Origin of the sequence: Flexivirga sp. (assembly GCF_035551235.1) — a bacterium.
Taxonomy (GTDB): Bacteria; Actinomycetota; Actinomycetes; order Actinomycetales; family Dermatophilaceae; genus Flexivirga.
The window spans coordinates 1-20,896 of record NZ_DASZNO010000051.1 but is presented as its reverse complement, the minus strand read 5'-3'; the positions used below and the strand labels follow the sequence as shown (position 1 = coordinate 20,896).

At 69.6% G+C, this 20,896-nt stretch carries 17 protein-coding genes; 12 read left to right on the top strand and 5 right to left on the bottom strand.

The window, feature by feature from the left end:
- Positions 1-18 precede the first annotated feature (18 nt).
- Positions 19-951, bottom strand: coding sequence for a pirin family protein (locus VG502_RS19870; protein ID WP_325551933.1), 933 nt, complete (start codon positions 949-951; stop codon positions 19-21).
- A gap of 56 nt (positions 952-1,007) precedes the next feature.
- On the opposite strand from VG502_RS19870, the gene VG502_RS19865 reads away from it, so the two are divergent.
- The 6 genes from VG502_RS19865 (at position 1,008) to VG502_RS19840 (ending at position 8,854) form a co-directional block, all read left to right on the top strand.
- On the top strand, positions 1,008-1,460 hold the full coding sequence (locus VG502_RS19865; RefSeq protein WP_325551932.1) for a MarR family winged helix-turn-helix transcriptional regulator: 453 nt from the start codon (positions 1,008-1,010) through the stop codon (positions 1,458-1,460).
- Between the two features lie 28 nt (positions 1,461-1,488).
- On the top strand, positions 1,489-2,463 hold the full coding sequence (locus VG502_RS19860; RefSeq protein ID WP_325551931.1) for a pirin family protein: 975 nt from the start codon (positions 1,489-1,491) through the stop codon (positions 2,461-2,463).
- A 207-nt stretch (positions 2,464-2,670) separates the two neighbouring features.
- Positions 2,671-4,116, top strand: a complete 1,446-nt coding sequence (locus VG502_RS19855; RefSeq protein WP_325551930.1) for a cytochrome ubiquinol oxidase subunit I — start codon at positions 2,671-2,673, stop codon at positions 4,114-4,116.
- Positions 4,117-4,125: 9 nt separating this feature from the next.
- Positions 4,126-5,178, top strand: coding sequence for a cytochrome d ubiquinol oxidase subunit II (gene cydB, locus VG502_RS19850; protein ID WP_325551929.1), 1,053 nt, complete (start codon positions 4,126-4,128; stop codon positions 5,176-5,178).
- The gene (gene cydC / locus VG502_RS19845) at positions 5,178-8,468 is read left to right on the top strand and encodes a thiol reductant ABC exporter subunit CydC (protein WP_325551928.1); all 3,291 of its coding nucleotides are present in this window, start codon (positions 5,178-5,180) and stop codon (positions 8,466-8,468) included. The genes cydB and cydC overlap by 1 nt, the downstream gene beginning before the upstream one ends.
- Positions 8,462-8,854: a BlaI/MecI/CopY family transcriptional regulator gene (locus tag VG502_RS19840; RefSeq protein WP_325551926.1), complete on the top strand. Its 393-nt coding sequence runs from the start codon at positions 8,462-8,464 to the stop codon at positions 8,852-8,854. Before cydC ends, VG502_RS19840 begins: the two co-directional genes overlap by 7 nt.
- 9 nt (positions 8,855-8,863) lie before the next feature.
- On the opposite strand, the gene VG502_RS19835 is transcribed toward VG502_RS19840, so the two are convergent.
- A complete protein-coding gene (locus VG502_RS19835; protein ID WP_325551925.1) occupies positions 8,864-9,745 on the bottom strand; it encodes a M56 family metallopeptidase in 882 nt (293 codons plus the stop codon).
- Positions 9,746-9,781: 36 nt separating this feature from the next.
- Positions 9,782-11,929 (bottom strand): hypothetical protein, encoded by a 2,148-nt coding sequence (locus VG502_RS19830; RefSeq protein WP_325551923.1) that lies wholly within the window; start codon positions 11,927-11,929, stop codon positions 9,782-9,784.
- Positions 11,930-12,249: 320 nt separating this feature from the next.
- On the opposite strand from VG502_RS19830, the gene VG502_RS19825 reads away from it, so the two are divergent.
- From VG502_RS19825 to VG502_RS19805, 5 genes are all read left to right on the top strand, one after another.
- Complete coding sequence (locus VG502_RS19825; RefSeq protein ID WP_325551922.1) at positions 12,250-13,698, top strand: UDP-N-acetylmuramoyl-L-alanyl-D-glutamate--2,6-diaminopimelate ligase; 1,449 nt, start codon at positions 12,250-12,252, stop codon at positions 13,696-13,698.
- A gap of 88 nt (positions 13,699-13,786) precedes the next feature.
- Complete coding sequence (locus VG502_RS19820; RefSeq protein ID WP_325551921.1) at positions 13,787-14,611, top strand: glycerophosphodiester phosphodiesterase; 825 nt, start codon at positions 13,787-13,789, stop codon at positions 14,609-14,611.
- Positions 14,612-14,672: 61 nt separating this feature from the next.
- The gene (locus VG502_RS19815) at positions 14,673-15,101 is read left to right on the top strand and encodes an ATP-binding protein (RefSeq protein ID WP_325551920.1); all 429 of its coding nucleotides are present in this window, start codon (positions 14,673-14,675) and stop codon (positions 15,099-15,101) included.
- A gap of 6 nt (positions 15,102-15,107) precedes the next feature.
- Positions 15,108-15,965 carry a P1 family peptidase gene (locus VG502_RS19810; RefSeq protein ID WP_325551919.1) on the top strand — a complete coding sequence of 286 codons (858 nt, stop codon included), beginning with the start codon at positions 15,108-15,110 and terminating at the stop codon, positions 15,963-15,965.
- Between the two features lie 11 nt (positions 15,966-15,976).
- A complete protein-coding gene (locus VG502_RS19805) occupies positions 15,977-16,849 on the top strand; it encodes a DUF5926 family protein (protein WP_325551917.1) in 873 nt (290 codons plus the stop codon).
- On the opposite strand, the gene VG502_RS19800 is transcribed toward VG502_RS19805, so the two are convergent.
- Positions 16,836-19,004, bottom strand: a complete 2,169-nt coding sequence (locus VG502_RS19800; protein WP_325551915.1) for a hypothetical protein — start codon at positions 19,002-19,004, stop codon at positions 16,836-16,838. The two genes, VG502_RS19805 and VG502_RS19800, sit on opposite strands and share 14 nt — an antisense overlap.
- A 141-nt stretch (positions 19,005-19,145) precedes the next feature.
- Here VG502_RS19800 and VG502_RS19795 point away from each other — a divergent pair, with 141 nt between their 5' ends.
- The gene (locus VG502_RS19795; RefSeq protein WP_325551914.1) at positions 19,146-20,006 is read left to right on the top strand and encodes a prephenate dehydratase; all 861 of its coding nucleotides are present in this window, start codon (positions 19,146-19,148) and stop codon (positions 20,004-20,006) included.
- A gap of 535 nt (positions 20,007-20,541) precedes the next feature.
- Here VG502_RS19795 and VG502_RS19790 read toward each other — a convergent pair.
- The coding region (locus tag VG502_RS19790) for an HNH endonuclease signature motif containing protein (protein WP_325551912.1) at positions 20,542-20,896 on the bottom strand (355 nt) is incomplete at its 5' end.

Sequence of the window (20,896 nt, the reverse complement as noted above, 5' to 3'; positions counted from 1 at the left end):
CCTCGCTCCTCGGCCACCTCAGGGGCGGGGCTTCCTCGGCTTGAGGCGCAGGGGCGGCATCTCGGGAGCGGGAATGCGGTCGATCGCACCGACATACCCCTCGACGTGACCGAATCTGCCTGAGTCCGCTTGCCATTCGTCGCGTGCGGCGACGATCTCCTCGTGGGTGCGGGCGACGAAGTTCCACCACATGACGATGTCCTCGGCGAGCGGCACCCCGCCGATGAGTATGGCGCGCGCGGGTGCGTCGCCCGAGGTGAAGCGCAGATGCTCGCGACCCAGGTCGATCAGGCCCAGTTCGGCGTGCTGGAGCACGAGCGCCTCCTCCTCCATGGCATCACCGGGAGCGATCGTCAGGTCGCCGTCGTCGAGGAGGACGGCGTGCTCGAACGTCGGGTCGACCGCGATGTCGAGGGCGGTGCCCGGCGCGAGCTCGATCTGCGCGGCCACCAGCGGGCTGTAGGTCCGGACCGGCGACGCGGCGCCCGCCAGCTCGCCCACGAAGACGCGGGCGGTGGCCTCGCCGGACATCACCGGGAGTTGCGTCACCGCCGTGGCGAAGTGGTCGAAACCGTTGGTGCCGTTGCGATCTGCGTCAGGCTGGGCGACCCACAGCTGCACGCCGCGCAGGTTCGCCGAGCGGGACACCTCGGAGTGACTGATGCCGTTGCCCGCCGTCATCAGATTGACCTCGCCGGGGCGGACCAGCTGGGTATTGCCCGCGCTGTCACGGTGCTCGACCTCGCCGTCGAACAGCCAGGTCACCGTCTGAAGCCCGCAGTGCGGGTGCGGCGCGACATCCATCGGCGTGGTCGACGGCCCGAAGTGGTCGGCGAAGCACCACGCGCCCACGAGCGTGCGGTCGCGGTGCGGGATGGTGCGCCGGACCAGCATGGCCCGCAGGCCGCCGAGCGGCACTTCGCGAGGCTCCAAGCGCTGCAAGGTCATCATCCGCCCCACGATAACCGCTCGGAAAATCGCTCAAATTTGAGACTAGGGTGGTCTCGATGGCGACGACTTCGCGCGTGGGCATGTGGCGCTCCTACTTCGAGTCGAGCGTGCTGCTCCAGCAGGCCCTCGACGACCGGTTCCGTGCGGCCTCGGACCTGACCCTGGCCGAGTACAACCTCCTACTGCTGCTCGGCGAGGCGCCGGACGGTCGGCTGCGGATGGGCGATCTCGCCCACGCGATGGTGTTCTCCAGCAGCCGCCTGAGCTATCAGATCGGTGTGCTCGAGCGTCGTGGCCTCGTATGCCGTGAGCGGGACGCGCGGGACGCGCGCGTCATACATGCGTGCCTCACCGATGCCGGCCGCGAGGCGTTCGACAACTCCAGCCGTTCGCATCTGATGGCGGTGCGCGAGCTCTTCCTGGACGACCTCAGCGCCGACGAGGTCGCCACCCTTGATGCGGTCTTCACCCGATTGAAGTCGCGCCTGCGCGAGGCCACCCCGGAATAATTCAAATCTGAAGTAAGTTGGACCGCACATGCCTGCAGTCACAGTGTCGAACATCCTGACCCTCCCGCGAGTCTCCGTGCCCGAACCGGGCGCACAACCGCGGCCGGTCCGGTCGGTCACCACGGCCCCGCAGGGGTTCGAGGGTGAAGGTTTCCCGGTGCGCCGCGCGTTCGCCGGGGTCTCGATGGCGGATCTCGATCCGTTCATCCACATGGATCAGATGGGCGAGGTCGAATACGCACCCGGTGAGCCGAAGGGCACGCCGTGGCACCCGCACCGCGGCTTCGAGACCGTCACCTACATCATCGACGGGATCTTCGAGCACCAGGACAGCGCCGGTGGCGGTGGCCGGATCACCGACGGTGACACCCAGTGGATGACCGCCGGGTCGGGCCTGCTGCACATCGAGAAGCCGCCGGAGTCGCTCGTGGTGTCCGGCGGGCTCTTCCACGGCCTGCAGTTGTGGGTCAACCTGCCGAGCACGATGAAGATGACCGACCCGCGCTACCAGGACATCCGCGGCAAGGAGGTGTCCCTGCTCTCCAGTCCCGACGGCGGCGCGCTGCTGCGCGTGATTGCCGGCGAGCTCGACGGTCACGAAGGTCCCGGCATCACCCACACACCGATCTCCGTGCTCCATGCGACGGTTGCTCCTGGTGCGCGCGTGCAACTGCCGTGGCGCAAGGACTTCAATGCCCTGGTCTACGTGCTTGCCGGTCGCGGATCCGTTGGTGCAGAACGCCGTCCGATCGAGATGGGCCAGCTCGCGGTCTTCGGGCCCGGCGACGTCATCGAGGTCGCGGCCGACGACAGCCAGGAGTCGCGCAGCCCCAGCCTGGAGCTCTACATCATGGGTGGGCAGCCGATCCGCGAGCCCGTCGCGGCATACGGGCCGTTCGTCATGAACACCCGCGAAGAACTGATCACGGCGTTCGAGGACTTCCAGGCCGGCCGGCTGGGCACCATCCCCGCCGAGCCGCACCCCGGTCACGACGTGCTCTGACCCCGGCCCTCCTTGCCGAGAGGACACCCAACGCATCGAGAGGACACGCAATTCCGGCTGAAATCGCCGAAATCGCGTGTCCTCTCGGCGAACGGGTGTCCTCTCGGCATGGGGGCGGCATGGGTATGGCGGCCTCGCGTTCGCGAACTACTACGCGTAGTAGTAACGTTGACTACGACAAAACGTAGTAGTCGATGAGGAGACGGCGTGGACGCCCTCGATCTGGCGCGGTGGCAGTTCGCCATCACGACGGTCTACCACTTCCTGTTCGTGCCGATCACGATCGGACTGTCGGCGATCGTGGCGGGCTTCCACACCTGGTACCTACGGCGCAGGGATCCCCAACTGCTCCGGCTGGCAAAGTTTTTCGGCAAGCTCTTCACGATCAACTTCGCGCTCGGGCTCGTCACCGGCATCGTCCAGGAGTTCCAGTTCGGGATGAACTGGTCGGACTACAGCAAGTTCGTCGGTGACATCTTCGGGGCGCCGCTCGCCTTCGAGGCGCTGCTCGCGTTCTTCATGGAGTCGACCTTCCTGGGCCTGTGGATCTTCGGCTGGGGCCGCATCCCGGAGAAGATCCACGTCGGCTGCATGTGGGTCGTGCACATCGGCACGGTCCTGTCGGCATACTTCATCCTCGCCGCGAACTCCTTCATGCAGCACCCGGTCGGCTACCGGTTCAATCCGGACACCGGCCGGGCGGAGCTGACCGACTTCATCGCCGTGCTCACCAACAAGGTGCAGCTGGTGACCTTCCCGCACGTGCTCGCCGCGGCATACCTCTGCGGTGGCGCGATGGTGATGGGCGTCGGTCTCTGGTCGATGCGCCGCCACGACCACGACAAGCACATGTATCGCAAGGCAGCGCGCGTCGGTGCCGTCATCACACTGATCGCCGGCATCGGTGTCTCCATCACCGGTGACACGCAGGGCAAGGTCATGACCGAGGTGCAGCCGATGAAAATGGCTGCGGCAGAAGCGCTTTACGAGACACGCGACAGTTGCGCCGAATTCTCGATCTTCACCATCGGGTCCCTGGACGGTGAGCACGAGAGATACGCGATCACCGTCCCGTGCGTCCTCAGCTTCCTGGGCACCGGGTCGTTCGACGGCAGGGTCCAAGGCGTCAACGATCTGAAACGCGAGCTGCCGCAACAGATTTCGAAGGCAGCGAAGCAGCGGGGTGAGCCGGCGCGCTACGTCCAGCCGGCCGACGCGGTCTTCACCCCGAACATCCCGCTGGCCTACTGGTCCTTCCGCCTGATGATCGGCATCGGTATGGCGGCCACGGCCATCTCGGTAGCCGTGCTCTGGCTGACCCGCAAGGGGCGGTCGGCGGTGCCGCGCTGGCTGGTGCTCGCCGGGATCGTCTCGCCGCTGCTTCCCTTGCTGGGCAACAGTTTCGGCTGGATCTTCACCGAGACCGGCCGCCAGCCATGGCTCGTGTATGGCGTCATGACCACGTCCTCGGGGGTCTCGCCCAGCGTCAGCGTCGCCTCGGTGATCACCTCGATGACGGTCTTCACCCTCCTGTATGCCGGGCTCGCGGTCGTCGAGGTCAAGCTGATGCTCGACTACACCCGCCGCGGCGCCGATCCGTACAAACCCACGAAGCAGTCCGCGGACGACGAGCCGCTGGCGTTCTCCTACTGAGGAATCGCGATGTCTCTGGAAGTGTTCTGGTTCATCCTCATCGGTGTGCTCTGGGCGGGCTACCTGATCCTGGAGGGCTTCGACTTCGGCGTCGGGATGCTGCTCGCGGTCATCGGCCGGGGCAGCACGAAGGCCGAGACGAACGACAAGCGGCGCCTGATGCTCACCACGATCGGTCCCTTCTGGGACGGCAACGAGGTGTGGCTGATCACCGCCGGCGGCGCGATGTTCGCGGCCTTCCCCGCTTGGTACGCAACGATGTTCAGCGGGTTCTACCTCGCCATGCTGCTGCTCCTGGTCGCGCTGATCCTGCGCAACATGGGCTTCGAGTACCGCTACAAGCGGGACAGCGACCGGTGGCGCGCCGGCTGGGATGCGGTGATCATCGGTGGGTCGGTGCTGCCTCCGCTGCTCGTCGGTGTCGCACTCACGAATCTGATCCACGGTGTGCCGGTCGACCGGAGCGGCAACTTCACCGGCACGTTCTTCACTCTGCTCAACCCGATGAGCCTGCTCGGCGGTGTCACGCTCGTCGCGCTGTCGCTGGTGCACGGGGCGTTCTTCCTGGCGCTGAAGACGGGCGGGGAGGTCCGTGAGGACGCCCGCCGGGTCGCCCGCCAGGTCGCACCTGTTGCCGCGCTGCTGGCTGCCGCGCTGCTGGTCTGGATCAACGTGCACACCGGCACCGTCTGGTCCTGGGCGGTCTCGGTGGTCGGTCTGCTCTGCTTCGTCGGCGCACTGATCGCGGACCGGCGTGGTCGGGACGGCGTGGCCTTCGGCGGCACGTTCCTCACGATCGGTGCGGCCGTCGCGGCATACTTCCTGGCGGCCTACCCGGACGTCATGCCGAGCACGATCTCCGCGGCATACAGCCTGACCGTGCACAACGCTGCCAGCTCGCACCTGACGCTGCAGATCATGACCGGCGCCGCGGTCGTCTTCACCCCGATCATGCTGCTCTACACGGCCTGGAACTACTGGGTCTTCCGCAAGCGGATCACCACCGATCACATTGCGCCGCAGACCGATCCGCTCGCCAAGGTCGAAGCCGGGGCGCACTGATGCGACCCTTCGACGCGCGTCTACTACGTGCCGAACCCCGAGTACGCCGGCCGCTGGCTGCCCTCGGGGCGATCGGCGTCGTGCAGGGAGCGCTCGCGATCGCCCAGGCGGTGGTGGTCGCCGCCCTGGTCGTCGCGGTCGTCCGGGAACGCTCACCGGTCGTTCCCGCGACCCTCGTGCTGACCGTCTTCGGCCTGCGAGCCATCGCCGGCGGAGCCGCGGAACGTGTTGCGGCCTGGGCGGGTTCGTATGTCGGTAACCTCCTCCGCCGTCGCGCCGTCGACGGCTGGCTGGGCAGCACGATCGACACCCGGCCGAGCGAAACCATCATGCTGACGCGTGCCACCAAGGGCGCCGAGGCGATCGAGCCGTATGTCGCCCGCTACCTGCCTGCCCTGATCAGCGCGGCGGTCGTGCCCGTCTTCGCGCTGGTCGCGCTGGCGTGCACCGACTGGATCAGCGCGCTCATCGTGGTGCTCACACTCCCGCTGCTGCCGCTCTTCGCCGCCCTCATCGGCATGCACACGCGCGACGAGACGGCTGCTCGCTGGCGTGAAACCGACCGTTTGACAGGGCATTTCCTCGATGTCATGCGTGGGCTGCCGACTCTGGTCAACTATCAGCGGGCGGAGCATCAGGTCGGTCTGGTGCGTGCCGTCGGTCAGCGGTGGCGGGTCGCGACGGTCCGGACGCTGCGCACGGCGTTCCTCAGTTCGGCCGCGCTGGAGCTGCTCGCGACGATTTCCGTGGCGATCGTCGCCGTCGCGGTGGGGCTGCGGCTGGTTAGCGGCGGGATGAGCCTCGAGGTGGGTCTGGTAGCCATACTCCTTGCGCCGGAGGCGTATTGGCCGATCCGTAGGGTTGGTCAGGAGTTTCACGCGGCCGCCGACGGTGCGCAGGCGATCGACGAGCTGCTGGCCGGTGACGCGGAGCGGCGGACGCCGGCATCCGGCGCAACGTTGCGTGCGCGGGACCTGGGCTACCGCCACCGGGGTGCCCAGCAGTTCACCGTCCGCGGCCTCGACCTGGACTGCCGTCCCGGCCTGACCGCGCTGACCGGACCGTCGGGCTGCGGTAAGACCACTGTGCTGGACCTGCTCGCCGGCCTGCGCACTCCGACCGTCGGGTCCGTGGACCGCCCTCGCGGCGTGCACTACGTGACCCAGCGGCCGTTCCTGGTGCCGGGAAACCTCGCCGAGAACCTCGCAATGGCAGGGGAGTTGCCGCCGGGAACGGACTGGCTTCCGGACCCGCTGCGTTCGCTGCCGGACGGGCTCGACACGGTCGTCGGTGACGACGGCTTCGGCCTGTCCGCGGGGCAACGTGCGCTCCTCGCGCTCACTCGGGCGAAGCTGTCCGGTGCGTCGGTCGTGCTGCTCGACGAGCCGACGGCGCATCTGGACCCGGCCATGCGCCGCCAGGCGGAAGCGATGATCCGCGACCTCGCCCGGACGCGCGCAGTCGTCGTTGCCACGCACAGCGAGAGCCTGATGTCCTTGGCGGACAAGGTGATTCGGCTCGAACCGACCGCACGGGACGGCGAGACTCCCGCTCCGCGCTCCCCTTCGACGCGCTCGGCGACCGCGGGGACGCGGGACCTCAAGACGCCGGCCACCTCGGCACCGCCGCTGCGCGGCGACGGCGGTTCGATGTGGCGGCCGGCGCCTGGCGTGCTGCGCGCCGCCATCATCGGCGCGCTGGCCTCGACGTGCGGCGTGGCGCTGACCGCAACGTCGGGATGGCTGATCGTGCAGGCCAGCACCCAGCCGCCGGTGCTGACCCTACTCGTGGCGATCGTCTGCGTGCGGGCCTTCGGCATCGGCCGGCCGGTGCTGCGGTATGTCGAACGACTCCGCTCCCACGACGCCGCCCTCGGCGACCTGGTCGAGCGACGCGCATCGCTCTTCAGTGGATTGATCCCGCTCACCCCGGCCCGACTCGGTCGCCGGCGTCGCGCAGATGTACTGACCGGCGCGGTGAGCGATCTCGACGACGAGGTCGATGTGCAGGTCCGGGCCCTGGTGCCGCTCCTCGGCTGCGCCGTGACCGCCGTGCTCACCCTCGGGGTCGTCACCGCACTGCACCCGGCGAGCGGTCTCGTCCTCGCGGCGGTCCTCGGTGCGGCCGCCGCGGTCGCCTGGTGGGACTACCGGCTGGAGAGCGTCGGCCAGCGGCATACCCTTCGAGCGCGCGCCGCCGTCAATGACGCCGCGCAACTCCTCACCACCAATCTCCCTGCGGTGCAGGCGATCACAGCCGGAACGCCGTTGGTCGAGAAACTCGACGACGCCGCCCGCGAAGGCACCCGTGCCGCGGTGCGACAGGCCGGCGGCCGCGCTGCGGGCATCGCCATGACCACCGCGCTGGCCGGCCTCGCGACCGTCCTGACCGCCATCGTCGCGCAGAACGGACTGGCGGCCGGGCGGCTCAGCGCCCCGGTCGCCGCCCTCGTCGTGCTCGGCCCACTGGCGCTGACCGACGTGCTCGCGACGCTGCCCGACGCGGTCGGCGCGGCCGCCCGCGGGCGCCGGGCGCACGACCGGCTGGGCCGACTCACCGGGCAGCCGCCCGCGGTGCGGGATCCGGAGCACGCAGCCGACATCCCCACCGGACCACCGGAGCTGTGCTTGCGCGACGTCCGCGCCTCCTGGACCGGCGACACCACCGACCTGGCCGTCGACGACTTCCGGGTCGGAGCCGGCGAGCGGATCAACATCACCGGGCCCAACGGCGCGGGTAAGTCGACCCTGCTTGCCGTGCTTGCCCGACACCTCGAGATCGCTTCCGGCGACTACACATTCGCCGGCACGGATACCCGGGACAACAGGATCGCCGACGTGCGCGAACGACTCGCGATCGTCGATGACGAACCCCACGTCTTCGCCGGCACAGTGCGTGCCAACCTGCTGTTGGCCCGCCCGGACGCCGGCGACACGGCGATCGCCCGGGCACTCGTCGATGCCGGCCTCGGCCGGTGGCTCGCCGCGCTCCCGCAGGGTCTGGACACCGAGCTCGGTGACGGGCGGGACCTCAGCGGGGGTGAGCGCACCCGGCTGGCGATCGCGCGCGCCCTGCTCTCCGCGCGACCCGTCCTGCTGCTGGACGAACCCGTGGCCCATCTGGACTCGCCGACCGCGCGCGTCGTCATGCACGACCTGCGCACCGCGACTGCCGGTGCATCCGTCGTCGCGGTGTCGCACCAGGGCATCGAGGACCTCGCGCCGGACCGGGAGTTCGCCATACGGGTGCCGAGGGCGCAGCAGCCGAGGGTTACCGTGTCGTCGTGGTGAAGCAGGGACGGTCCGGGCTCGGTGACCTGGAGAGCGCGGTCATGGAGCAACTGTGGGCGCTTCCCGAGGACGGCTGGTTGTCGGTCCGCGAGGTGCACGAGCGGCTCATCGACCGCGAGCTGGCCTACACCACGGTGATGACCGTGCTGGATCGGCTGGCCAAGAAGGACCTGGTCGCTCGCGAGCGCGCCGGGCGCGCCTGGCGCTACCGCGCCGCCTCCACCCGCGACCAGCTCACCGCAGAGGTGCTGCAGTCGAGCCTGGAGCCGCTGGCGCCGGACGATCGCAAGGCGGCGCTGCTGAGCTTCCTCGACAACGCCTCCGCCGACGACCTCGACGTGCTGCGCGCCGGACTCGCCGAGGTAGAGCGTAAGCACCGGCGCTGACGCGACGGCTCAACCGACCCCGAGCAGCGCACCCCAGGCGATGACACCGGTGCCGAGCACGACCAGCAGGGCGGTCAGGAGCACCACGGTGGACAGCAGCCGGTGGGTGCGGTCGTCGGCGAGCAACTCCATCCGGCGCACCGCCGGCGCACCGCTCACGCCGAGCGTCGCGTCCGGATGCGCCCCACCGGACAGCTGAACCAGTGCCCGCGCCACCGCCACCGGCCCGACCGAGCGACACGCGGCACGGTCGGCGAGCAGCTCGATCAGCAACCGCACCTCCTGCATGCCGCGATCACTGCGTATGGCGCGGGGCACCGCCGTGTGCAGCACGGTGAAGAACTCCAGCACCAGGTCGTGCCGCAACCGCAGGTGCGCACGCTCGTGTGCCAGCACGCCCGCCAGCTCCTCGGCCGGCAGGGCGTGAATCGTGCTGTCGGTCAACACGACTCGACGCCGCTTGCCGGGGATGCAGTAGGCCGTCGGTGTCGGATGGGCCAGCACCGTGATGGAGTCGTATGACGCCGCCGCCGGCGGATCACCCAACAGGTCGACGAGCTCGGAGTGCTCGCGTCGTGCCGCGCGCAGGTTGCGGCCGATCCGGTGGCCCTGCAGCAGCAGCCGGGCGAGGATCAGGCCGGAGATGACCAGTCCGACGAGCAGCAACGGGATGTTCGCAGCGGGGGCCGGGATCTGCCGGCCCTCGCGCACCACCTGCAGGATCGCCAGCGGTGCGAGGCAGACGGACGCAAAGATCGCGGACAGTGAAATCGCCTGCCACAGCAGCAATCCCGGACCTGGGACCCGCTCGAGCGCGGTCAGGCGGGGGAGCAGTCGCGGGACCGGCCAGGTGAGCAGGACCGCGACCACGAACAGTCCGGTCGTGAGCACCGCGTCATTGTCCCAACCGGGAAGCGGTGTGCGCTGTCAGCCCTTGAGCGGCACGGCATACAGGGTTGTGTCGCTGCCGATCGAGGCGACGCAGTAGACGACCTTGGCGGTGCCGCCCTTGGGAACGGCGACCTGCCCGTTGGACCCCTTGGCGGCCCCGAGTGACTTGCCCCGACTGGTCGCCGTCAGCACGTTGTCGCCGGACTTGCTCCACGAGTTGTGCTGGGAGATCGCGATCGGCGACCACCGTGCCGTGATGACATGACTGTCCCCGGTCGTCATATCGACCCAGGCGTTGCCGGCGACCGCCCAGCTCTCGTCGGGCGCGAGCATGAAGGTCGTCGGGAAGACGGCGGGTTTCACCGGCGCGGTCGTCATCCGCGGCTTCAGCGTCGGCAACGAGAAGGCGCGCAGCCGCGACGCCTGCGGGTCGTCCTTCGGCACGAAAGCCGTGATGATCTGGTCGCGGGTGGCGGCGACGAAGGTGCCGGGCGTCGTGCCCCGAGGAGCCTTGAGCTGCTTCGGTTTCGGGGCCGTGGTGGCGTCGGCGCTGAGCCACACCTTGCCATGGGCGTCGGTCGCCACCAGCGTGCCGTCGGCGAGGACCGCCACCGGGTTCGCGCCCTTGGGCAGGGCACGACTGCTGAGCTTGTCGCCGTGCAGGACGAAGGCGTGTCCCGTGTCGTCGGGCTTGCTGACGATCACGCCGCTGTCGGTGAGTGCGACGCTCCACTTGGGTTCCAGCGGCCAGGTCTTGGGGTCGCCGCCGCTGAGCGGGTAGGCGATGATCTGTGTCTGCGTGGTCAGCACGATCGCGTCGGACCCGTCGATCGGGACGAGGGCCGGGCCGTCCGCAACGACCGCGTCGACGGGCAGGTCGGTCTTCCACTGGGACTTGCCGCTGTCCGGGTCGAGCGAGACCAGCTCGGTGCCACCGGTGGTGTCGTTGTCGACGGTGACGACGAGTTGCTTGTCGGTCATCACCAGTCGCGGGGCGACATCGGAGAGCTTCACCACCGACCACAGGTAGCTGGCCGGCAGGCCCGCCGGCGGGGTGATGCTGTCCGGCAACGGTGTGCCGGAGGTCGTGGGCGTCGGCTGGTTCGTGCTGTCGTCGCCCGAGCGGAACGCGAAGAAGCCGGCTGTTCCCGCTGCGACCAGGGCGACCGCGCCCGCACCGCCGAGGAAGAGGGCCCGTCGGGACGGTCCGTCCTTCCTCGTCTCCGGCGCCGGCTCGTAGTGGTCGGCCTCCAGCTCATCGTCCGGGTCATCGGACGGCGGCGTGCTGCTGCCGAATCCGCTGCTGAATCCTTGGGGCGTCGAGGCCGGGGCCGTGGTGGTCGGGATGGGCCGGCCGTGATCGTCCGTGAGGGCCGCGGTCGGCGGGGCCGGGCTCTCGGTCGCCTCGTCCTCCGGGGCGTATGCCGGTTGCGGTCTCGGCTCCTCCGCCCTCGTCGGCGCAGCGGCCGGGCGGAAGGCGTTCACCGGTGCCGCGGGCTGCGCCCGGTCGGCCGGCCCCGCACCATCGGCCGGTTGCGCCCGACCGTTCTGCTGCGCACGACCGGTCGGGGCCTCCGGGCGGCCCTGCACCGGTGCGATGACCTGCGGCGTGCCGTCCGGAGTCAGCGCGATGTGCCAGACCCGCGCGCCCGGCGTCCGGCCGAGCACGCGCACGGTCTCCCCGGGTGCGTGCTCGTCCGCGCGGCGCCGCGCTTCGCGCAGCAACTGGTCGTAGGGGTCACCGCCCGCGACCAGCGGAATCTCCTCGTCGTCGACGAGGCCGATGAGCCGCTCGTCGCGGTCCTGCAGCTCGATGACGTGCGAGACGTCGTCCGGGACGGCGCCGGCGGCCTGCTCCGGTGCAGGTGCAGACGCAGGTGCAGCGGTTGCTCCGGCGTCGGCGGAGTCGGGCGCCGGCACCTCCCACGCGTCGCCATCGGGTCCGATGCCCAGATGGAAGGTGGCGCCGTCCGGCGTCATACCGGCGACACGGATGGTGCGGCCCGGCTGTGTGCGGTCGGCGCGCCGGCGGGCCTCGCGGATCAGTGCGCGGTGGATGCCGACGCCCGGTGGCACGGTGATCTGCTGGTCGTCGAGCCAGGCCGTCGGTGCGCCGTTCGCGTCGTTGCGCACTCGCAGGACGAACGCCGGGCGCGGCGGAACGTCGTGTTCGTGCTCAGTCATGGCGCTTTCGACTCGTGTGCGGGGAAGCTGTGCAACGGACCGGAGATTACCGGCGGGTTGGGACAACCTTCCGGACTGCTCGCGGTCGCTTTCGGAACGAGTCTGGCACGGCTTTCACCGCCCTCCGACAGCGCGCCGCCGTCGAAATCTGTTCGTGACCTTTGGCCGGAGTCGACCCTGGGCCGCGACAGCGACTCGATGTGACTGTGTAGCACAGTCTCAAACAAATCGTAGATATCGCTAGAAACCGATAGGGGACCGGCCGGCCGTGGAGGCCTCCCCAGGCGGTGCGGGCGCGCGCAGGCAGGTACGCTCCCACGGTGTCGTTGGACCAGAAGAGCGTTGCGCGCGTACTCGGAGTCGACGTGCCCCCGCTCGCGGGGCCGATCGTCGCGGTGACCCATGACTCGCGTGCGGTCGTGCCCGGTGGCGCGTTCGTCGCGATCAACGGGTTCACCACCCGTGGCGCGGACTTCGCCCCGCAGGCGATGGAGCGCGGTGCGGCGCTGGTCGTCGCGCAGGAGCCGATCGACGGCATCCCGACGGCCGTGGTGCCCGACGACCGGGTCGCGCTCGCGGCGCTCGCGACCGAGCTCGCCGGCCATCCTTCCCACGATCTGACGGTGTATGGCGTCACCGGCACCAACGGCAAGACGACCAGCTCCTACGTGCTGCACGCGATCCTCACCGGTGCGTATGGCGAAGCCACCACCGGCCTGATGACCACCGCCGAGATCATCGTCGGCACCCACCACGAGATGGCCGTGCGCACCACCGGCGAAGCCACCGACGTCCAGGCCAACCTCGCCCGGATGCGCGATGCCGGTCTGCAGCACGTGGTCCTGGAGACCAGCTCGCACGGCATACATCTGCATCGGGTCGACGGAACCCGGTATGCCGCAGCGCTCTTCACCAACCTCACGCGAGACCACCTCGACCTGCACGGGACGATGGAGGCCTACTACCTCACCAAGCGCAAGCTCTTCGAGTGGACCGAGGGGCCCAAGCTGGCCAACGCCGACGACGAGTGGGGCGCGCGACTGGCGCACGAGATCGACGGCACGCTCACCTTCGGGTCCGCGTTGACCGCCGACTACCGCATCGAGGACGAGCGTCGCGACGGTGTGCGCACCGCCTTCGAGCTCGTGACGCCACGTCACGGGAGGCTCGAGCTGAGCATTCCGCTGCTCGGCGACTACAACGTGCACAACGTCGCCGGGGCCGCCGGCATCGCCCTCGAGATGGGTATGTCGCCGGAGATCCTCACCCGGGCGGTCAGCGAAATGGGCCAGGTGCCAGGACGATTCGAGCGCGTGCCGGCTGCGGTCGACCGCGGCTTCGAGGTCGTCGTCGACTACGCACACACCGACATCGGGCTGCGTGCCGTGCTCGAGGTGGCGCGCGAGGTCGCCGGCGACGGCCGCCTGCTGTGTGTGTATGGCGCTGCCGGTGCGCGCGACCGCGACAAGCGGCCGAAGATGGGTGCCGTCGCTTCCGAGCTGGCCGACGTCGCGATCATCACCACCGACGACGCCTACCACGAGGACCCGCAGGAGATCGCCGACGAGGTGATGGCCGGCGCCGACCCCGCCAACACCACCATCGTGATCGACCGGCGGGCCGCGATCGACGCGGCGCTGCGGGAAGCACGCCCCGGTGACGTGGTCGTCGTCGCGGGCAAGGGTCACGAGCGGGTGCAGCACCTCGCCACCGGCGACGTCCCCTTCCACGACACGACCGTCGTCACGGAGCTGCTCTCCTCCCGCTGACTCAACCGGCGGGGCTGTCGGGTTCGCCGAAGCCCGCTGTTCCGTGGGTCGGTCACACGACGGGCGCGGGCTTTGCAACGATGGGTCCGTGCGCACAGTTGGCTCACCGCTCGGTGGCGGCCCGCCCAAGGTGATTGCTCACCGCGGAGCCAGCCATGACAACCCCGAACACACTCTCGGCGCCTACGAGCGCGCGATCAGCCAAGGGGCCGACGGCCTCGAGTGCGACGTGCGGCTCACCGCCGACCGGCACCTGGTCTGCGTCCACGACCGCCGCGTCAACCGGACCTCCGACGGGCACGGCACCGTCTCGGCCCTGGAACTGGCGCAACTGGAGGGCATGGACTGGGGCAGCTGGAAGAACGCGCACGCCGGTGAGGACGAGATGCCCGACCGGCACCACGCCAAGATCCTCACCCTGCGACAGCTGATCCGGTCGGTCCTCGCGAGCGACCGCAAGCCGGACCTGGTCATCGAGACCAAGCATCCGACCCGGTATGCCGGGGAGGTCGAGCGCCGTCTGGCGAGTCTGCTCGGCGAGTTCGACCTGCTGCGGCCGGCGCCCGACAAACCGGTGGTGCGCGTGATGTCGTTCTCTTCATTGGCGATTCAGCGCATGGCCAAGCTCGCGCCGCACCTGCAACGTGTGCAGCTGATCGAGGTCGGCACGTCGCCGTTCTTCCGCGACGGTTTGCCGTCGAACGTCGCGATCGCCGGTCCGCGGATGGGGATGATCCGACGAAACCCCGAATTCGTTGCGCGGCAACATCATTACGGCCATCAAGTCCATGTCTGGACCGTCGACAAGGAGCCGGACATCGAGCTGTGCCTGCGGATCGGCGTGGACGCGATCATCTCCAACCGGCCGGGCCTCGTGCGAGAGATGGTCGACGCGGCCTACCCGGGACGGTGAGCCACCGATCCGGCATGATGGCTCCGGCATGGCCGGTGATGACGAGGAGAGGTGGCACCACGTGAGTGAGAAGCGCAAGTCCGAGCCCTGGGTGCGGACGGTGCGGCTGCCGTGGACCATCGACTCCGTGCCACGGGTGCGCGAGGAGATCGTGGGCGACCTGGGCGCCGGCAAGTTGCCGGGCAAGGTGGTCGAGGAGGCCGAGACGGTCGTCGCCGAGCTGGTCGCCAACGCGATCCTGCACGGCCGGCCGCTGCCCGACGGGACGGTGCGGGTCCGCTGGCGGGCCCGTCCGCCGCGGGTCGAGATCGAGGTCACCGACGGCGGCTCCGACAAGCAGCCCAAGCCCAAGCCGCAGGCGGACTGGGCGCCGAGCGGACGCGGCCTGCGGATCGTGCGCTCGCTGGCCTTCGAGTGGGGTGTCAGCGACGACGACGGTCACACGATGGTCTGGGCGGCGCTCGGCGGGGCGTCGCGGCGAAGGATCTGAGGCATCGTGATCCCGGTCGACGGGGTGAAGGTCGGGCACTGGACCAACACCGAGGCCCGAACTGGTTGCACCGCAATCGAATTCCCGGTCGGCACGGTTGCGTCATACGAATGCAGGGGCGGTGCGCCCGCCTCCCGTGAACTGATGCTGCTGGAGCCGGACAAGTCGGTCACCAGCATCGACGCCCTGCTGCTGACCGGTGGCTCGGCCTTCGGGCTCGCGGCGGCCGATGGCGTGATGCGGCGCATGGAGGAGGTCGGCCGCGGTGTGCCGACTCCCGGCGGCGCCGTGCCGATCGTGCCAGCGCTGGCACTCTTCGATCTCGCGGTCGGTGACGCGTCCGTCCGGCCCGGCCCCGAGCAGGGGTATGCCGCAGCGGCAGCCGCCACCGCCGACGACCCGGCGACCGGTCAGGTGGGTGCGGGCACCGGTGCGCTGGTGAGCCACTGGCGCGGTCCGGCGGGCGCGCTGCCCGGTGGGGTGGTGACCGCGACGCGCCGAGTCGAGCACGTCGTGGTGTGGGCACTGGTGGTGGTCAACGCTTTCGGCGACATCGACCCGGGTTCGGCGACGGTCGACACGGCACCGGTCGAGGCATTGCAGCAACCCTTCGAGTTCGACCGCACGCACACGACGATCGGCGCGGTCGTCACCAACGCCACGCTGGACAAGGTGGGTTGCCGCATCGTGGCGCAAGGCGCACACGATGGCCTGGCCCGCGCGATCAACCCGCCGCACACCCGTTTCGACGGCGACGCGCTCGTCGCTGCGGCGACCGGTCAGGTCGACGCGCACGTCGACGTCGTACGACTGCTCGCGCTCGCCGCCGTCACCGATGCGATCCGTTCGGTCGGGGCCGTCTAGTCTGATGCGCCATGGGTAAGGCATCGCGCCGCAAGGGCGCCGACAAGAAGGCCGCACGCGCGGCGCGAGTTCCGTTCGCGGCCAGGCCGTTCGAGGGCCTTCCGGGCGAGACCGGCTGGGTCGCGATGCGCGAGATCCTGCCGGCCGCCACTGCCCGGCTGACCTTCTCGTATGACGGCAGCGAGCACACCGCCACGGTCGCGACCGTGCTGCCGCTGGCCTGGGCCGGTCTGCACCGCACCGACGGCGAGCGGTTCATCGCCACCCAGTCCGGTGCGGGGTCGGGCGACCTCAGCCGCGACCTGGCGGCCGCACTGATCGCCACGGTCGACACCGAGCCCGGACAGCCGGTCGTGAAGACGCCGGCGGTGACCGCCGAGACACCGCGGCTGCAGGACCTGCTGACCGGCGACGCACCCGAACTCGAACTGCACGACGGCTTCGACTTCTGGATCGAGCAGGACGAGCTGGACGAGGCGGCCGCCGCGTCGTTGGAGCAGGCCAACTCCGCGGTCACGCCGACCGTTCCGTTGCCCGCCGCGCAGTCGGCCTACTGGTGCCGGATCGGCGAACGCACTTACGTACGTTGGGTTTTGCCGCACAACGAGGACGAGGCGACTGCCGCGCTGGCCCGGCTGCACGCTGCCGGCAACGACGCACTGGGGGATGGCCGGTTGCTCGGTGCCTTCCGCACCTGCGGCCTCCTGGTGCCCGTCTGGGAGGTCGATGCGGCGGCGGAGCCTGCGTCATACGACGGCAGCATGGGGGAGTTGAGCAGCCGCTTCACCGAAGCGCTGGAGTCGGCGCGCAGTGGTGACGCGCTCACCGACGAGGAGCGACGCGCTCGTGCCGGGCTGGTGTCGCGTCAGATCACGATTCGCTGACCGGGGACTCGCTGACCGGTGCTGAATTGACCCGTTTGGGGTGCGCCAGTGTGCCCCGCACACGATCGGTCGACGGGTCCACCGCGGGTCCTGCGGCGAGCAGCATGAGGAACGGCGCCAGCAGCAGCATCCCGGTCGGCGGGATGGACACGCCGGAGTCGTTGGAGATGAAACCCAGGATCCAGCAGACGACGATCGCGGCGAGTCCCTCGCCGAGCATCGGGACGCGGTCGACCAGCGGCATCAACAGCCGGCCCGGCCAGCGCGACGGGGTGAGCAGCGCCCAGATCGCCAGGATCAGGATCAGCGGCACCAGCGCGGTGAGCCAGTTGCTGCTCAGCATCACCCAGTTGGCGCGGAAGATCCGCTGGATGCCGGAGAAGTCGCCGTGGTTGCGCACCTGCGAGACGAAATCACCCAGGTGCGTGCGGTCCTGCGGCGCCCGCAGGTAGTCCAGCACGCCGATGGTGCCGACGATCGCGACCGCGGACCCGATGATCAGCGCGGCCCGCCGCCAGGTCAGCGCCAGCCCGCCCGCGTTGAGGGCGAGGTAGGCGAACGCGGGGAACATCGCCAGCGGTCCGGCGCCGTCGGCGCCCCAGTTCGGAGCGCCGTCGATCAGCAGGGTCACCAGGCCGATGAGGATGACGGTCGCGGCCGCGAGCTGGTGCTGGCCGCGACGCACCAGCTGGCCGGCGAGCAGCGCGCAGATGAACAGTGACGCGGTGGCGATCAGGGCGTCGCCGACGTTCCCCATGCCGTAGAACCGGCCGCCATACACCGGCTGCAGGCCCATCATCGACACGAACTGCAACTGCGTGCCATGTATGACGTCCAACAGCAGGGTGGACAACGTGATGACGGCGATGAACAGGGGTGGCCCGATCGGGTACTTCCGCCATGGTCCGAGCAGGGCGAGCGCGGCGATGAGTATGGCGAAACCGACCACGCCCCAACCCAATGCCAAGCGCGGGTCGGGTGCATCCCACCACGGAACCAGCCCGATCAGCCATGTGCTGACCGGCATCGATCCGGTCACCGCGGCACAGCCGCTCAGCCACCAGCGAAGAGCCGGACTGGGCGGCGCCGGCTCGCTGGAACGGCGGGCGCGGCTGTGGCGTCGCCACCACCAGCCGCACCCGATGCCGAGCAGCACGATCATCGCCACCGAGAAGCGGGTCAGGAAGTCGGCCGACAGGGCGTGTTCGACGCGCAGTTGCATGGCGATCATGCCGGCGTCGGTGATGGCGCTGGTGCCGGTGGGGCGCGGCTGGACCACCGGGCGCCGGCCCTCCGGCAGGTGCGGCGCGGCCTTGCCGAGCCGGGAGAAGACCAGCGCCGACAGGTCGGTCAGCTGGATCACGCCCCGCTGACGGCTGGAGTTGGAGGTGAGCAGCCCGTGCGGCACGCCCGGGCCTTTGACCACGGCGGGGTGCAGGATCTCCGGGCCGGTGTCGTCGGAGAAGCCGGCGACCACGATGGTGGCGTTGGCGGGTGCCTTCGCCAGGATGGTGCCGAGCAGCCGGTCGTTCTGGTGCGCGAAGCGCAGGAAGGTGATCGGGCACGACGTGAGGTCGGCCTTGGCGGGGTCGGAGACGTAGTGCTCGACCTCGCCGTTGACGGAGGCGGCCGCGATCGCGGCGAGGCGACCGCCCGCGGTGATGCACTGGCCGGCCCGGGTCATCAGATCCATGATGTGCGACGGGTTGGCCGGGACGGGCCGGTTGAGCGTCCTGGCTCGGACCTTGTCCCAGTTGTCGAACTTCACGGGCGCGCCGGCACCGGTCGGCGGCGAGTTGCTCAGGCGATGTGGCGCCGGGAACACGTAGCAGGGCGGGTCGGGCTTCTGGCCCGGTGGCGTCATCGGCACCAGCGTCCCGTATGACGTGCGCTTGCCCGCGCCGAACGTCAGCCACGACTGGGTCTCGCAGCTGTGCGAGCTGAGCGCGCGGGTGGTCATCGATCCGACCGCACCCTCGTGCGCCAGTTTCCAGAGGTTCGGCGTCTTCGTCGCGCTCACGTCGTCCCAGGAGAGAGCGGGCTGACTGACCACGATCAGCGGCCCGGGCTGGGTGATCTTCTCGGACGCGGGCCAGCGGGTCAGATAGGAGATGAGGTACGAGCCGCCCACTGCGACGATGGCAATGCACACCACGCACACAAGCCACCGTCGCAACACCGGGCAAATCGTACGGGACGAAACCAGCAAACCCCTGAGTCCCATGGTGTATCGCGCCCGACGTCCGTATGACGATGCGGCAACACCCGTGGGATGTATCGCTCGTAAACTTCGCACGTGATCCCACCTCGACGCATCGCCTACCAGGGCGAACTCGGCTCCAACTCACACTCGGTGTGCGAACGCGAGTACCCCGATCTGGAGGGCGTGCCGTGTGCGTCGTTCGAGGACGTCTTCGCCGCGGTGGAGCCCGGTAATGGTTCCGCCCCGACTGCCGACCTGGCGATGATCCCGATCGACAATTCGCTGGCGGGCCGGGTCGCCGACATACATCACTTCCTGCCGCGCAGCCGGCTGCACATCGTCGCGGAGCACTTCCACCGGATCCGCTTCTCGCTGATGGGCGTGCCGGGAACCTCGATCGAGCAGTTGCGCACCGTGCACAGTCACGTGCACGCGCTCGGGCAGTGCCGCAACGTCATACGGGAGCTGGGCCTGGAGCCGGTGATCTCCGGTGACACGGCCGGCGCGGCGCGCGAGGTCGCCGAGGCGGCCGACCCGACGATGGGTGCGATCAGCCCGCCGCTGGCGGCCGGCATCTATGGGCTGGAGGTGCTGCGCGAGGACATCGAGGACGAGGACCACAACACCACCCGCTTCGTCGTGCTCTCCCGCGATTTCGTTGTGCCGCCGGTGGATAGCGGGCCGATGGTGACCAGTTTCATCTTCAATGTGCGCAACATTCCCGCGGCGCTCTACAAGGCGCTCGGCGGGTTCGCGACCAATGGCATCAACATGACCAAGCTCGAGTCCTACATGGTGGGCGGCAAATTCGCCGCCACGCAGTTCCTCAGCGAGGTCGACGGGCACCCCGAGGACCCGGGCCTGAAGCTGGCCCTGGACGAGCTGCGCTTCTTCACCACCGACGTGAAGATTCTCGGCGTCTATCCTGCGGCGCCCGAGCGCGAGTACTCCTGACCGCTTCGCTGGTTGAGGAGTGGTGAGGGACGAGCCACGTCTCGAGCCACGTCTCGAAACCAGGCGGCGGTATGTCGCGCGGGTTTCGCGGGTTGAGGAGTCGCGCAGACGCTTCAGAGGTGGCCGAGGCCCCGAAGGAGCGCGGCGGGGGGCGCGTCTTGAGGTCCCGCGTCTCGAGGTCCCGTTTCGTGTGCTCGCCTTGGTGGCGTCGGCTGCGCCGCCGTGCCGGTCTCACTTCGTTCGCTGTGTCGTTGACTCGGCTCCTCGCCTGAGGGTCGATTCGACCGGCTCGCAAGCTCGCTCGGTCGTCTCGTCAGTCAAGGTCGTCGCCTCGCGCGCTGGCGCTTCGCTCTCTGCATAGGCCCGGCCCGACGAGGCACCCGACGCCCGTTGGGCGTCGGGTGTTCGTGTTCGTTGGCAAGGCCGCGGTGGCCGAGGAGCCGGAAGGGCGCAGCCGCGCAGGCGTTTCAGAGGTGGCCGAGGAGGGCGGAGGAGCGAAGCGGGGGAAGCCCGTCTCGAGGTCCCGTGGATCGTGTCAGGCTGCGGTGTTGTGGTGGCCAGGCATGCGGCCCGGTGTCAGGTCCCATTCGACCCGGCCGGGGAGAACTTGGGCGGTGTAGCCCTGCCGGTGCACGGTCTGATGGTGGCGGCCGCACAGCAACGCGGAATCGGCGAGGGAGGTGTCGCCGCCGGCCCACCAGGGTGTGACGTGGTGGACTTCGCAGAATCCTGGTGGTCGGTCGCAGCCTGGGAAGGTGCAGCCGCCGTCGCGCAGGATCACCGCGGCCCTAATGGCTTTGGTGGCGAGGCGTTCTCGCCGGCCGACGTCGAGTGGTTGGCTGGGTCCGCCGAGGACGGCGGGGATGAGGTCGGCGGTGCAGGCGAACCGG

What these genes read in the sequence shown, in the direction of transcription:
- VG502_RS19870 (WP_325551933.1), bottom strand. Translation starts at nt 951, where the DNA reads ATGATGACCTTGCAGCGCTTGGAGCCTCGCGAAGTGCCGCTCGGCGGC.
- VG502_RS19865 (WP_325551932.1), top strand. Translation starts at nt 1,008, where the DNA reads ATGGCGACGACTTCGCGCGTGGGCATGTGGCGCTCCTACTTCGAGTCG.
- VG502_RS19860 (WP_325551931.1), top strand. Translation starts at nt 1,489, where the DNA reads ATGCCTGCAGTCACAGTGTCGAACATCCTGACCCTCCCGCGAGTCTCC.
- cydB (WP_325551929.1), top strand. Translation starts at nt 4,126, where the DNA reads ATGTCTCTGGAAGTGTTCTGGTTCATCCTCATCGGTGTGCTCTGGGCG.
- cydC (WP_325551928.1), top strand. Translation starts at nt 5,178, where the DNA reads ATGCGACCCTTCGACGCGCGTCTACTACGTGCCGAACCCCGAGTACGC.
- VG502_RS19830 (WP_325551923.1), bottom strand. Translation starts at nt 11,929, where the DNA reads ATGACTGAGCACGAACACGACGTTCCGCCGCGCCCGGCGTTCGTCCTG.
- VG502_RS19805 (WP_325551917.1), top strand. Translation starts at nt 15,977, where the DNA reads ATGGGTAAGGCATCGCGCCGCAAGGGCGCCGACAAGAAGGCCGCACGC.